11 protein-coding genes are annotated in these 13,218 nt (G+C 71.4%); 6 read left to right on the top strand and 5 right to left on the bottom strand.

Annotated elements, in window-relative coordinates:
- Positions 1–136 precede the first annotated feature (136 nt).
- Entirely contained in the window at positions 137–2,239 is a 2,103-nt protein-coding gene (locus JAO81_RS33485) for a UvrD-helicase domain-containing protein (protein ID WP_233416294.1), read from the bottom strand.
- 328 nt (positions 2,240–2,567) lie between these two features.
- Between JAO81_RS33485 and JAO81_RS33490 the strand changes: the two genes are divergently transcribed.
- The 5 genes from JAO81_RS33490 (at position 2,568) to JAO81_RS33510 (ending at position 6,577) form a co-directional block, all read left to right on the top strand.
- The gene (locus JAO81_RS33490) at positions 2,568–2,762 is read left to right on the top strand and encodes a hypothetical protein (RefSeq protein ID WP_199551739.1); all 195 of its coding nucleotides are present in this window, start codon (positions 2,568–2,570) and stop codon (positions 2,760–2,762) included.
- Between the two features lie 196 nt (positions 2,763–2,958).
- Positions 2,959–4,107, top strand: coding sequence for a glycosyltransferase 87 family protein (locus tag JAO81_RS33495; RefSeq protein WP_374194386.1), 1,149 nt, complete (start codon positions 2,959–2,961; stop codon positions 4,105–4,107).
- 4 nt (positions 4,108–4,111) lie between these two features.
- On the top strand, positions 4,112–4,480 hold the full coding sequence (locus JAO81_RS33500; protein ID WP_199551740.1) for a hypothetical protein: 369 nt from the start codon (positions 4,112–4,114) through the stop codon (positions 4,478–4,480).
- Positions 4,481–4,643: 163 nt separating this feature from the next.
- Positions 4,644–5,573 carry an NADP-dependent oxidoreductase gene (locus tag JAO81_RS33505; RefSeq protein WP_199551741.1) on the top strand — a complete coding sequence of 310 codons (930 nt, stop codon included), beginning with the start codon at positions 4,644–4,646 and terminating at the stop codon, positions 5,571–5,573.
- Between the two features lie 65 nt (positions 5,574–5,638).
- On the top strand, positions 5,639–6,577 hold the full coding sequence (locus JAO81_RS33510; protein ID WP_199551742.1) for an AraC family transcriptional regulator: 939 nt from the start codon (positions 5,639–5,641) through the stop codon (positions 6,575–6,577).
- 23 nt (positions 6,578–6,600) lie between these two features.
- Here the strand turns inward: JAO81_RS33510 and JAO81_RS33515 are convergent, their stop codons facing one another.
- The 4 genes from JAO81_RS33515 to JAO81_RS33530 all read right to left on the bottom strand — a co-directional run bounded on the left by JAO81_RS33515 (position 6,601) and on the right by JAO81_RS33530 (position 10,651).
- On the bottom strand, positions 6,601–8,247 hold the full coding sequence (locus JAO81_RS33515; protein ID WP_199551743.1) for a DNA repair helicase XPB: 1,647 nt from the start codon (positions 8,245–8,247) through the stop codon (positions 6,601–6,603).
- A 123-nt stretch (positions 8,248–8,370) separates the two neighbouring features.
- Entirely contained in the window at positions 8,371–8,880 is a 510-nt protein-coding gene (locus JAO81_RS33520) for a hypothetical protein (RefSeq protein ID WP_199551744.1), read from the bottom strand.
- Positions 8,881–8,911: 31 nt separating this feature from the next.
- Positions 8,912–9,601 (bottom strand): copper homeostasis protein CutC, encoded by a 690-nt coding sequence (locus JAO81_RS33525; RefSeq protein ID WP_199551745.1) that lies wholly within the window; start codon positions 9,599–9,601, stop codon positions 8,912–8,914.
- A 153-nt stretch (positions 9,602–9,754) separates the two neighbouring features.
- On the bottom strand, positions 9,755–10,651 hold the full coding sequence (locus JAO81_RS33530) for a hypothetical protein (protein ID WP_199551746.1): 897 nt from the start codon (positions 10,649–10,651) through the stop codon (positions 9,755–9,757).
- 204 nt (positions 10,652–10,855) lie between these two features.
- Here JAO81_RS33530 and JAO81_RS33535 point away from each other — a divergent pair, with 204 nt between their 5' ends.
- On the top strand, positions 10,856–13,120 hold the full coding sequence (locus JAO81_RS33535) for a cation-translocating P-type ATPase (protein WP_199551747.1): 2,265 nt from the start codon (positions 10,856–10,858) through the stop codon (positions 13,118–13,120).
- Positions 13,121–13,218 lie beyond the last annotated feature (98 nt).

The raw sequence follows: 13,218 nt of genomic DNA on the forward strand, positions 1-13,218 counted from the left end.
CGTGGCGCCGGCGGCGGGCTCTCCCCCCCCCCCCCCCCCTTCCCGAACCCGGGCCCCCGCCCCGCACCCCGCATCCGAACTTCGTTCGGATCTCCTCAAACGCCGGAGGGGCTGAAAGCAGAGGCTGGAGGCTACCTCAGCGGGTGGCGGGACCGAGTTGCTCGGGCAGCGGCGCCCCGTGCACCACGATCAACCCCGACACCGCACGGGTCAGCGCCACGTACAGGCGGCGCAGGCCGGTGCGTTCGTCCGGTTCGGCGTCGACGACGGCCGAGGGTTCGTCGAGCACCACGTAGTCGTACTCCAGACCCTTGGCCAGCGAGGCAGGGACCAGGGTCAGGCGGGTGTCGGGGGTGGTCTCCTCGCCGGGGCCCAGGTAGCCGAGGCCCGCCTCCTCAAGTGCCGCCGCCAGGACGGGAATCCGCGCGTCCGCCGCGATCAGTCCGGTCGAGCCCTCGTGCCGCAGGGACTCCACGCACGCCGCCACCACATCGGCCTCGGACGAGGACGAGGACGAGGACGAGGACGAGGACGATTCACCTACGGGACGCACGGACAGGGACCCGGGCGACTCACGCACCGACGAGACCTCCGCAAGCCCGGGCGCGATCGACGGCAGCAGACGCGAGGCGTACGCGATCACCTCGCGCGGCACACGGAAGCCGGCCGTGAGCTCCTCGATCACGGCCTCCCGCTTGCCGAGATGCATCAGCGCCTCGTCCCAACTCCGCGTGGCCCAGGGCGTCGTACCCTGCGCCAGGTCACCGAGCACGGTCGCCGACCCCGTGGTGCAGCGCCGCCCCACCGCCCGGTACTGCATCGGGGACAGGTCCTGCGCCTCGTCGAGGACGACATGGCCGAGGGAGTGCGTACGCGTGACCAGATCCGCCACCTCGTCGATCAACACCGCGTCCGCGTCCGACCACTTGGCACTCTTCGCCGAGCGCGCGGGCTTCGCCCACAGAATGGCCTTCTGCTCCTCGTCGCCGAGCACACCCTCGGCATGCGCCGCGAGGAAGTCCGCGTCGGACAGCAGCCGCAGCACCAGCTTCGCGGGGTCGACGGGCGGCCAGATCTCCTTGACGGCGGCCTTCACGGCCGCATTGCGCGCGACCGCGTCCTGCACCCGGTCGTCCGGCGCCTCGCCGGCCTGCTCCATCCGTACGAGCACGGCGTGCGCGATCCGCTGCGGAAGGGCCTCGCGTGCGGCGCCGTAGCGGATGTCGCGGTCCAGCAACTCCTGGACGATCTCCTCCAGTTCGTACGACGGGATGCGCCAGCGCCTGGACCCGCGTACGACCATCAGCGCCTCGGTCGGCAGCGTGACGTGCGAGCGGACCGCGCGGCGCAGCACCTCGGCCATCCGCGCGTCCCCCTTGACCAGGGCCGTCTCCGCCGCGTCGGCCCCCCGCACCTCGACATGCGCGACCAGATCGTCCACGGTCGCCTGCTGCACCTCCAACTCGCCGAGCGCGGGCAGCACTTGCTCGATGTAGTGCAGGAAGGACTTGTTCGGCCCGATGACGAGGGTGCCGGTGCGGGCGAGCCGCTCGCGGTGCGCGTAGAGGAGGTACGCGACCCGGTGCAGACCGACGGCCGTCTTGCCCGTGCCCGGGCCGCCCTGGACACAGACCGTCCCGCCGAGGCCGCTGCGGACGATCTCGTCCTGCTCGGGCTGGATCGTCGCCACGATGTCGCGCATCGGACCGACGCGCGGTCGCTCGATCTCCTGCTGCAGCAGCTTGCTCGTCTGCTCCAGCTCGGCGGGGTCGGAGAGGCGTTCGTCCTCGTACGCGGTGATCTCGCCGGCCGTGTAGCCGAAGCGGCGGCGCAGCGCGACGTCCATCGGCTTCTGCTTGGAGGCCTGGTAGAAGGGCTGCGAGACGGGCGCACGCCAGTCGATCACCATCGGGTCGCCGTCGGCGTCGTGCACGTGCCGGCGCCCGATGTAGAACTGATCGCCGGCCGCGCCCTCCGCCTCCTCGGCGCCCACGGTGTGCAGATAGGTGAGCCGGCCGAAGAACAGCGGGGTGTGCGCGAGGTCGGCGAGCGCCTTGATGCGCTCGTCGATCTGGTGCTGGAGGACAGCCGCGTTGACCCAGTTCGCGGTGACATCGCGGATGTCGAGCCCCTCGGCGTCCTCGCGCATCGCGCGCAGGGCGGCGCGGGATGCGGCGAGATGGGTGCGTTCACGGGCCAAGGGATCGTCGTGCACGGGCACAGCAGGGCCTCCAACCAGGGCGTACGTCACAGGGTGGACCCCCGGTTTCCGGCCGGGAGGCGGCACTCCGCTGGTGCTACGGAGGCGGGAAGCGGGACCCACGGTGGTGCGCTGGGCGGGGTCCGGGCAGACGGAGAAGCTTAGATCACGGGGTCGGGGCGGGGCCAACTCATTTTCCGGGCGCTTTCCCGTCGACCATTCCCCGCGCCCTCCACACCGCCCATTTCCCGGCCCCTCAAGCCCCCGTCTCTACCCAAAGGCGGAGACCGTCCCCTATGGGGATGAGGGTCGGGTTCAGCCCCCAGGTCGATGTCCGATATAAGGGCCCTCGTCCATCCTTGAGTACATGAGCAGCGCAACCTTCCACCCAGCCCCCGTCCGCCCCGGAACGCCGAGCGGAGCCACCGCGACCGGCGTCCGGCACACCCACCACCTCGGCAACGCCCTGCGGGCCGTCAAGGTCTTCACCCGCGCGGCGATAGACGTGGCGATCCTCGGCGAGTACGCGCAGGACACGGGCGTCGTCCGCCACCGCAGGTGATCGCCCACACCCGCCGCCACAAGTGACTGCCCCACACACCCGCCGCCGCACGTGACCGCCCCGTACGCCGCCGCGAGCAATCCCTTCACACGGCAAGTAGTCATCGCCGTACGGAGGGTGACTCTGCGCTAAGGTCACGCGCGTGATCCGCCGGACTGTGACCTTCCGCTCGCCGACCGTGACCAGCTCGGGCCTTCTGCTCACGGTCTCCGTACTGGCGCTTGCCGCACTCTGCGTGGCCCGGCGCATCCCGATGGCCGACACGCTCGTGTACCGCGCCGAGGGCGCCGCCGTGATGCACGGCACCGATCTGTACGGCTTCACCGTCACCGAGTGGGCCCTGCCCGCGACGTATCCGCCGTTCGCCGCGATCCTCTTCGTCCCGACGACCTGGCTGCCGCTGCCGGCCCTCAAGTTCGCCTTCGTGGCGGGCAACGCCCTGCTGCTCGCCCTGCTGATCCAGCTCTCGGCACGCTTCGCCCGGCTCCCCCTGACCCGCCCGCTCCTGTACCTGGCCGTGGCGGTGGGCCTCTGGCTCGAACCGGTCTTCCAGACCCTGCTGTTCGGCCAGATCAACCTGGCCCTGATCTGCCTGATCCTGTGGGATCTGAACCGCCCGGCGACCGCGCTCGGCAAGGGCTTCGCGCTCGGTGTCGCGGCCGGCGTGAAGATCACCCCGGCCGTCTTCATCGTCCATCTCCTGCTCACCCGCCAACTGCGCGCCGCCGCCACCGCCTTGGCGTCCTTCACAGGCACGGTGCTGCTCGGCGCGCTGGTCCTGCCCTCCGCGAGCGTCGACTTCTGGACCCGCCGCCTCTTCGAGACCGACCGCGTCGGCAAGGCCTGGATCGTCGACAACCAGTCGCTCCAGGGCCTGATCGCCCGTGCGCTCGGCGACCCCGCACCGGGACTCCTGTGGCTGGTGCCCGCGATGCTCACCGCGGCCTGCGGCCTGTGGCTCGCCGCCCGGGTCCATCCCCGAAGTCCCGCCTGGGCGCTGCTGATCACCGCGTACACCGCGCTGCTCGTCTCCCCCATCAGCTGGTCCCATCACTGGGTGTGGTGCGTCCCGCTGCTCGCGCTGCTGCTCGCCGAGGGGCGCCCGCGGATCGCCCTGGCCGTGGCCGCCGTCTTCACGGCCCGCAGCTTCTGGGTGCTGCCCCACCAGGGCGACCTCGACCTTCACCTCCCGTGGTGGCAGCAGCCTCTGGCCTCCCCGTACGCCCTGCTCGCGCCGGCGCTGCTGGCGTGGGCGGCCCTGCGCCTGCGCCGCCCTGAGTACCCGTACTCACCGCTCATTGAGCAGCGCACCGGATCCCCGAAGGCCTCCGTCCCGCTTGGATAGAGCCATGACGAGCGACGGAGCGACCCCGACGAGCACCACCGTCACCACGACCGCCACCACGACCGCCGCCACCACGCCGGTCAAGCCCACGACTCTGCGCGTCCTGGCGGGCGTCGGCATGGCACTCGTCGCGCCCGTGTGGTTCCTGTGCGCGATGCTCGCGGTGTTCGACGCGTACCAGGGCCGGGGCAGCGCCGGCCCGCTGGTCGACGCCGGTTTCGCCCTGCTCTGGCCGGCCTTCTTCGTCGGCGTCTTCGCCCTGGTCATGCCGGGCGAGAGCGTCACGCCCAAGGTGCGCGCCCGGGTCGTCCGCGCCCAGTACGCACTGCTGCTGCTCGCGCCCCTGCTGATCCTCCTGGACGGCGACGCTTAGTCAGCCGCGCGGCCCTCGTACGGCCGACCCTCAAGACGCTGGGACATCTTTCCGAGGCTTGGGGATATTCAGACGCTCGTCGGATCTTCCTAGAGTTACGGCAACGAAGGCGCACCGCACTCGCGGGGAGCGTCAACCCGTGACTGATTCAAGGGAGTTCACCATGCGTGCAGTGCTGCAGCAGTCCTTCGGCGGGCCCGAGGTACTCCAGGTGACCGAGACGGACAAGCCGGCCCCGCTCGGCGGCGAGGTGCTCGTGCGGGTGCACGCCGCCGGGGTGAACCCGGTCGATGTGGCGGTCCGGGCCGGCGCCCTGCCCCTGCTCGGCCAGCCGCCGTTCGGCGTCGGCTGGGACATCTCGGGTGTGGTCGAGGAGGCCGGCCCCGGGGCCCGGTTCAAGCCGGGGGACGAGGTGTTCGGGATGCCGTTCTTCCCGCGGGCCGCCACCGCATACGCCGACTACGTCGCCATGCCGTCCCGCCAAGTCGCCCGCAAGCCCGCCGCCTTGACCCATATCGAGGCCGCCGCCGTTCCCCTGGCGGCCCTCACCGCCTGGCACGGCCTGGTCGACGCGGCCCGGATCCGCCCGGGGCAGCGGGTCCTGGTGCACCGCGCCGCCGGTGGTGTCGGCCACTTCGCCGTGCAGATCGCCAAGGCCCGCGGCGCCCATGTGACGGCCCTGGCCGGTGCCGCGAACCACGCGTTCGTACGGGAGTTGGGCGCCGACGAGGTCATCGACCACCGCACCACCGACTACACCGAGGCCGCAGACGACCTCGACGTCGTCTTCGACTCCAGCTCCGAGGGCGTGAACGCGCTGAAGGTCCTCAGGCCCGGCGGCACCCTCGTGAGCATCATGGAGCACTGGAACAAGGACCTCGCGGCACGCGTCGAGGCCGCGGGACGGCAGTTCGCCGGGGTCTCCGTCGAGCCCGACTACGCCTCGCTCGAAGCGATCGCCGCCCTGATCGACGAGGGCCGGATCCGTCCGCACGTTTCGCAGACGCTGCCGCTGGAGGAAGCCGCGAAGGCCCACGAGCTGGTCGGCTCGGGGCACACCCGCGGCAAGGTGGTGCTCCAGGTGGCCGCTTAAGCTGCGGGAGCGGCGCGAGAGGTGCGAGAGGCGCGAGAGGCGCGAGAGACGGAAGGGGCGGACACATGGACATCCTCAGCGAGGCCCTGGCCTCCATGCGCACCGGCCAGCCGGTGTCCGTCCGCACCAGCGGCAGCGCCCCGTGGGCCATGAGCCTGCCGCCCGTCTCCGGCTCCGGTTTCCATGTGGTGCTCTCGGGGGCCTGCTGGCTGACTCCCCTCCAGGGGTACGAGGGAGAGCCCGTGCATCTGCGGGAAGGCGATGTGGTGTTCCTGCGGGACGGCTGCGGAGCCATCCTCGGCGACCACCCGGACACACCGCCGCAGGTGCCGCACGACGCGGAGTTCGCCCCGGGGGCGCCGCTCGGGACAGTGCGGGTCGGCGAGGACGGTGGCGAGCGCGCGGATCTGATCTGCGGCTACTACCACCTCGACCAGGCCCGCCCCCATCCGCTGGTGAGCCGGCTCCCGCGCATCGTTCACCTGCCGGCGTCCGGCACCCACTCCCCCGAACTGACCGCCGCGATCGGGCTGTTGCGCTCCGAGCTGGACCGGCCGCGGATGGGGTCGGCCGGGATCGTGCCCGCGCTGATCGACTCGCTGCTCCTGTACATCCTGCGCGCCTGGCACGAACGGCAGCCCGACCGGAGCGCCCGGGGCTGGGCCGCCGCCCTCGCCGACCAGGCCGTGGCACCGGCGCTCACCGCACTGCACGGCGACCCGGCCCGCTCGTGGACCGTGCAGGAGCTGGCGGCGCGGGCGGGCCTGTCCCGTGCGGCCTTCGCGAAGCGCTTCACGGAGCTGGTGGGCGAGCCGCCGATGGCGTATCTGACCCGCTGGCGGATGTCCACGGCGGCCCGGCTCCTGCGGGAGTCCGAGGCGCCGCTGGCGGCCGTGGCCGCGCGCACCGGATACGGCTCGGAGTACGCGTTCGCCAAGGCCTTCAAGCGCGCGTACGGAAAGGCGCCGGGCGGCTACCGGCGCGAACTGCGGGCAGCCGCCTGACCGTTGCGTACCCAGCGAAGGGCTCACGCGTCCTTGAGCAGATCGTCCGCGTCCACGATCCGGTAGGCGTACCCCTGCTCGGCCAGGAAGCGCTGGCGGTGGGCGGCGAAGTCCTGGTCGATGGTGTCGCGGGCGACGACCGAGTAGAAGTGCGCCTGGTGCCCGTCCGACTTGGGCCGCAGGACCCGGCCGAGCCGCTGGGCTTCCTCCTGGCGCGACCCGAACGTGCCGGACACCTGGATCGCGACCGTCGCCTCCGGCAGGTCGATCGAGAAGTTCGCGACCTTGGAGACGACGAGGACACTGATCTCGCCTTCCCTGAAGGCACCGAAGAGCTTCTCGCGCTGCGCGTTGGATGTCTCGCCCTTGATGACGGGCGCGTCCAAGTGCTCGCCCAGCTCGTCGAGTTGGTCGATGTACTGGCCGATGACGAGGATCTGCTGTCCGGCGAACTTCCGGACGATCGCCTCCGTCACCTTCCGCTTCGTGGCGGTCGTGGCGCAGAAGCGGTACTTCTCCTCCGTCTCGGCGGTCGCGTACGCGAGCCGCTCGGAGTCGGTGAGATTGACCCGTACCTCCACACAGTCGGCGGGCGCGATGTAGCCCTGCGCCTCGATCTCCTTCCACGGGGCGTCGAAGCGCTTGGGCCCGATGAGGCTGAAGACGTCGGACTCGCGGCCGTCCTCGCGTACGAGCGTGGCGGTCAGACCGAGACGGCGGCGCGCCTGGAGGTCGGCGGTGAACTTGAAGACGGGCGCGGGCAGCAGATGCACCTCGTCGTAGAGGATCAGGCCCCAGTCGCGGGAGTCGAAGAGCTCCAGATGCGGGTAGATGCCCTTCCGCTTCGTCGTGAGCACCTGGTACGTGGCGATCGTGACGGGCCGGATCTCCTTCTTCGTCCCGCTGTACTCGCCGATCTCCTCCTCGGTCAGGGAGGTCCGCTTGATCAGCTCGTGCTTCCACTGGCGGGCGGAGACGGTGTTCGTGACGAGGATCAGCGTGGTGGCCTTGGCCTGCGCCATCGCACCGGCGCCGACCAGCGTCTTGCCCGCGCCGCAGGGCAGCACGACGACTCCGCTGCCGCCGTGCCAGAAGTTCTCGACGGCCTGCTTCTGGTACGGGCGCAGCGCCCAGCCCGACTCGTCGAGCTCGATGGCGTGCGCCTCGCCGTCCACGTAACCGGCGAGGTCCTCGGCGGGCCAGCCCAGTTTGAGCAGCGTCTGCTTGATCTGGCCGCGCTCGGAGGGGTGCACGGCGACGGTGTCCGCGTCGATCCGGGCGCCGACCAGCGGCTGGATGCGCTTGGAGCGCAGGATCTCCTCGAGTACGGGGCGGTCGGTGGTCGTCAGGACCAGGCCGTGCGTGGGGTGCTTGGAGAGCGTGAGCCGGCCGTAGCGGTCCATGGTCTCGGCGATGTCGACGAGCAGGGCGTGCGGTACGGGGTAGCGGCTGTACTGCACGAGCGCGTCCACGACCTGCTCGGCGTCGTGCCCGGCGGCCCGCGCGTTCCACAGCCCGAGCGGTGTCACGCGGTACGTGTGGATGTGCTCGGGCGCCCGCTCGAGCTCGGCGAACGGAGCGATGACCCGACGGCAGGCGTCGGCCTGCTCGTGGTCGACCTCGAGGAGCAGCGTCTTGTCGCTCTGCACGATGAGCGGCCCTGAGTTCACGTAAGCGCCCTTTCCCTGAGGCCAAACGTCCAGTGTGCCGCATCGGCAGGGCGTGTGCGGGGGCGCTGTGCCGAGAACAGCCCGTCCCGGGGGCCGCGCGCCCCTGGTGCCGTCCGGCCCGGCCTACCAGATCGGGTACACCGCCCAGACGTCTCCCACCCGGTGAAGCGCCGGGGCGTCGGCATCGTGGTCGCCCTCGGCGTGGCCGTAGGGGTCGGGGTCCTCGACCACGAAGATGCGGGCACCCGACTCGGGTACGCGATAGCGGTGTACGTCCCCGGTCACGTCCTCGGGTTCGACCTCACAGCCCAGTGAGCGGATCCTCGTCCGCAGCTCGCCGAAGGGGACACGGGGCGCGAACTCGCCGTAGGCGCGCACGACGGCGGTCGGCGCACGGAGGCCGTGCAGCATCCGGTGCACCTGCACGCCGATCCCGAAGCAGGACATGACCCCCTCGACGCTCGAGAAGGAGAGCTCGACCAGCCCGTAGTCCCTCCGCAGCATTCCCCTGCCGGGATCGTCGAGGAAGTCCGGCCCCAGCGCGGCCTCCCACATCTCGGGCGAGGATCCCCGGCCGACCCCGAGGACATCGCCGCGGGTGGCGACGTCCGCGTAGAAGTCCAGATCGGACACGACCGCCCTCCCTGCGCTCCTCCGCGTCCCGCTACGCGTCCACCGCCGCCCGCCACTCGGCGACCGCGGCCGCCGACACCGGTGCGTCCCAGCCGTGCGGCCGGGAGGCCGAGCCGATGTGGAAGGCGTCGATGCCGGCCGCCTTCAGACGCGGTACGTGGTGCAGGGCGAGGCCGCCGCCGACCAGGATTTGGGGCTCGTAGCCGGGCTCACCGGAGCGTGAAGCCTCCGTCACCAGCGTCGGCAGGCCGTCGTCGACCCCGAGCGCCGAGCCCGCCGTGAGGTAGGTGTCCAGGCCGGGCAGGTCCGCGAGCTGCTTGCGCAGCGCGTCGCGGTCGGCCGCGCGGTCGATCGCCCGGTGGAAGGTCCACCGGGCGCCGTCCAGAGCGGCGACGAGGGCCTCGACCGCCGCCATGTCCGGCGCGCCGGTCTCGTCCAGGAAGCCGAGCACGAACTCGGTGGCGCCCGCCTCGCGCAGCTCCCGCGCCGAACGCACCAGCGCATCGACGTCACCGGCCGCGAAGCCGTCGCTCGCCCGCAGCATCACGCGCAGCGCGATGTCCACGGACGAGCGGATCTCCAGATAGGTGGACACGCTCGGAGTGAGCCCGTCGGCCGCCATGTCGGTGACCATTTCGAGCCGGTCCGCGCCGCCTTCCTGTGCGGCGACCGCGTCCTCGGGCCCGAGGGCGATCACCTCAAGGACTGCACGGTTCGTCATGGGCCCACTCCTCACGGATCACCGTCGATCGCGACTTCACTGAGACTTCTCTGGTCTAGTCCAATCTCAGAGTACGCGGTGATCGCCCACCCGTCACCCGGCCACCACCCCTCGAGGACGCCCTCCGGGCGACCCCTGCCAACGGGGAGTCGGTCAGTGCCCGTGACCGTCGCCTTCCCCCTCGGGCTCGGCGGCGGCCGCCCCGTCCGTGTACACCGTGAAGGCCGCCGTACGCACCTTGCCCTCGTGCCGGAAGTCGAGGAAGAGCCGGTAGGCGCCCTTGCCGGTGGTCTCCGCGGTGAAGGAGATGTCCGGGCCGGGCTCGCCCTTGTTCGGGTGCACGTGCAGGTACTCGAGGTCGTCGGCGCGCAGCGCGACCAGGTGACCGTACGAGCCGAGGTAGGGCTGGAGGTTCTTCACCGGGCGCCCGTCCTTGCTCACGCTGAGGACCAGGTCGCTCGCCTTGTTCGGCGTGAGCTTCCCGCTGAGCTTCACCTCGTAGCCGTCGACCTTCGCGACCGCGCTCGCCTTGGGCAGTTCCTTCGGCTTGTACGGTCCGGCCACGGCGACCTCGGCCGACTGGACGCTGCCCTCGGCGGCGCCCTTCGCCTTGAAGTCCGCGAAGATCCGGTAGCTGCCGGCCTCGGGCAGCTCGACGGGTGTGGACCAGGTGCCGGTCGCGTCCCGTGTCGGGTGCAAATGGCGGTAGACCGTGAGGTCGCGCGAGGCGACGATCAGGTGCAGCTCCTTGCCGTGCTCACGTACGTACGAGGTGAGCGGGCGCCCCTTCTCGTCCTCGATGGCGAACCGCAGCTCGCCCTTCCGGTCGGCGGTGAGCCGCGGGGTCTCGAGGCCGATGCGGTACGAGGCGGCTTCGGCGGCCGGCACGTCCTTGTCGCCGGCGTGCCCCGCGCCCTCCTTCGCGTGCGCCGAGGCCCCGCTGTCCTTCTTGTCGATCACCGGGTCGATCCCGTTCCCCACCGCGTACGCGGTGCCGAAGGTCGCGGCGAGCGCCGTGGCGAAGGCGGTGATCCGGAGTGCTGTGTTCATGGCGTGCTCCTTCTTGGGGCTTCTGGAGGCCAGGCCCGTCCGGGCTCGATGACTCCAATACATACCCCCCCTGGGTATAAAGTCAAGCGGGAGGAGAGCTTGCGTCGAATAGGGGTGGGGGGTATACCTGAGAACGCAGACCGAGATACCCCCCAGGGGTACTCGACGCGGATGCTTGACGACGAGGCGAGGGAGATCGCAGCCATGACCACGGAAATCGATACCGGGACGGACACCCGCCCCGCACAGGTCGAGCTGGCCATCGGCGGAATGACCTGCGCCTCCTGCGCCGCGCGCATCGAGAAGAAGCTCAACCGGATGGACGGGGTCGAGGCCACGGTCAACTACGCGACCGAGAAGGCCAAGGTCAGTTTCCGCGAGGACGTGTCCGTCGACGATCTGATCGCCACCGTCGAGGCCACCGGCTACACGGCCCAGAAGCCCGAGCCGCCGCGCGACACCCCGGCACAGGCGGCACCCGAGGCCGATGAGCTCCTGCCGCTGCGGCAGCGGCTGACGACCGCGGTCCTGCTCTCCGTACCGGTGATCGCGATGGCGATGATCCCCGCCTTGCAGTTCGAGTACTGGCAGTGGCTGTCGCTGACGCTCGCCGCCCCCGTGGTGACGTATGCCGCCTGGCCCTTCCACAAGGCGGCGTGGACGAACGCCCGCCATGGCGCGGCGACGATGGACACACTGATCTCGGTCGGTACGTCGGCGGCGTTCGCGTGGTCGCTGTGGGCGCTGTTCTTCGGGACGGCCGGGGTGCCGGGCATGACGCACCCGTTCGAGCTGACCATCGCGCGCAGCGACGGCGCGGGGAACATCTATCTGGAGGCGGCGGCGGGCGTCACCGCGTTCATCCTGGCCGGGCGCTACTTCGAGGCCCGTTCCAAGCGCAAGGCGGGCGCCGCCCTGAAGGCCCTCCTCGAGCTCGGGGCCAAGGACGTCACGGTGCTGCGGGACGGGGGCAGGGAAGTCCGGGTCCCCATCGCGGAGTTGACGTCCGGGGACCGTTTCCTGGTGCGCCCCGGCGAGAAGATCGCCACGGACGGCACCGTGGTCGAGGGCTCCTCCGCCGTGGACGCCTCGATGCTGACCGGCGAGTCCGTGCCGGTGGAGGTCGGCGTCGGTGACACGGTGACCGGCGCGACCCTGAACGCGGGCGGCCGCCTGGTCGTCGAGGCCACCCGGGTCGGCTCGGACACCCAACTCGCCCGGATGGCACGCCTGGTGGAGGACGCGCAGAACGGCAAGGCCGCGGCGCAGCGCCTGGCCGACCGTATCTCCGCGGTGTTCGTGCCGGTCGTGATCGGACTCGCGCTCGCCACCCTGGCCTTCTGGCTGGGCAACGGCGCCGGCTGGTCCGCCGCCTTCACCGCCGCGGTCGCGGTCCTGATCATCGCCTGCCCGTGCGCCCTGGGCCTGGCGACACCGACCGCGCTGATGGTCGGTACGGGCCGTGGCGCCCAGCTCGGCATCCTCATCAAGGGCCCCGAGGTCCTGGAGTCCACCCGTCGCGTGGACACGATCGTCCTGGACAAGACGGGGACGGTGACGACCGGCCGTATGACGCTGCTCGCCACGCACACCGCGCGGGGCGTCAAGGAGACCGAACTGCTGCGTCTGGCCGGTGCGTTGGAGAACGCGTCCGAGCACCCCATCGCGCAGGCCGTCGCGGCGGGCGCGGTCAAGGACACCGGACCGCTGCCCGTACCGGAGGACTTCGCGAACGTTCCCGGGCTCGGCGTGCAGGGCATCGTCGAGGGGCACGCGGTCCTGGTGGGCCGCACCCAGCTGCTCGGGGAGTGGGAGATCCACCTGCCGGTGGAGCTCGAGCGGGCCCTCGCGGCCGCCGAGGCCGCGGGCCGTACGGCGATCGCGGTGGCCTGGGACGGCGAGGCGCGCGGGGTTCTGGAGGTCGCGGACGCGGTCAAGGACACCAGCGCCGAGGCGATCCGGCGGCTGCGGGACCTGGGTCTGACGCCGGTCCTCCTGACCGGTGACAACAAGGCGGTCGCGGCCGCCGTCGCCGCCGAGGTGGGGATCGCGCCCGAGGACGTGATCGCCGAGGTCCTGCCGCAGGACAAGGTGGACGTGGTCAAGAAGCTGCAGGCCGAGGGCCGTTCGGTCGCCATGGTCGGCGACGGGGTCAACGACGCGGCCGCGCTCGCCCAGGCCGACCTCGGCCTCGCGATGGGCACGGGCACGGACGCCGCCATCGAGGCCGGCGACCTCACGCTCGTACGGGGCGACCTGCGCGCGGCGGCGGACGCGATCCGGCTCTCGCGGCGCACGCTCGGCACGATCCGTACGAACCTGTTCTGGGCCTTCGCCTACAACGTGGGCGCGCTGCCGCTGGCGGCTGCGGGCCTGCTCAACCCGATGATCGCGGGAGCGGCGATGGCGTTCTCGTCGGTGTTCGTGGTGGGGAACTCGCTGCGCCTCAGGGGCTTCAAAGCCGCTTGATTTCCACGACGGCGGCTGATGTTCTGGGACGCCTCCCCGCGTACCCCGGGGGGGGGTGGGGGGCACGGGGGGTCTGGGGGGGGGGGGGAGGGCGACCC

It is taken from the genome of Streptomyces sp. N35, from assembly GCF_016464295.1.
GTDB lineage: Bacteria > Actinomycetota > Actinomycetes > Streptomycetales > Streptomycetaceae > Streptomyces.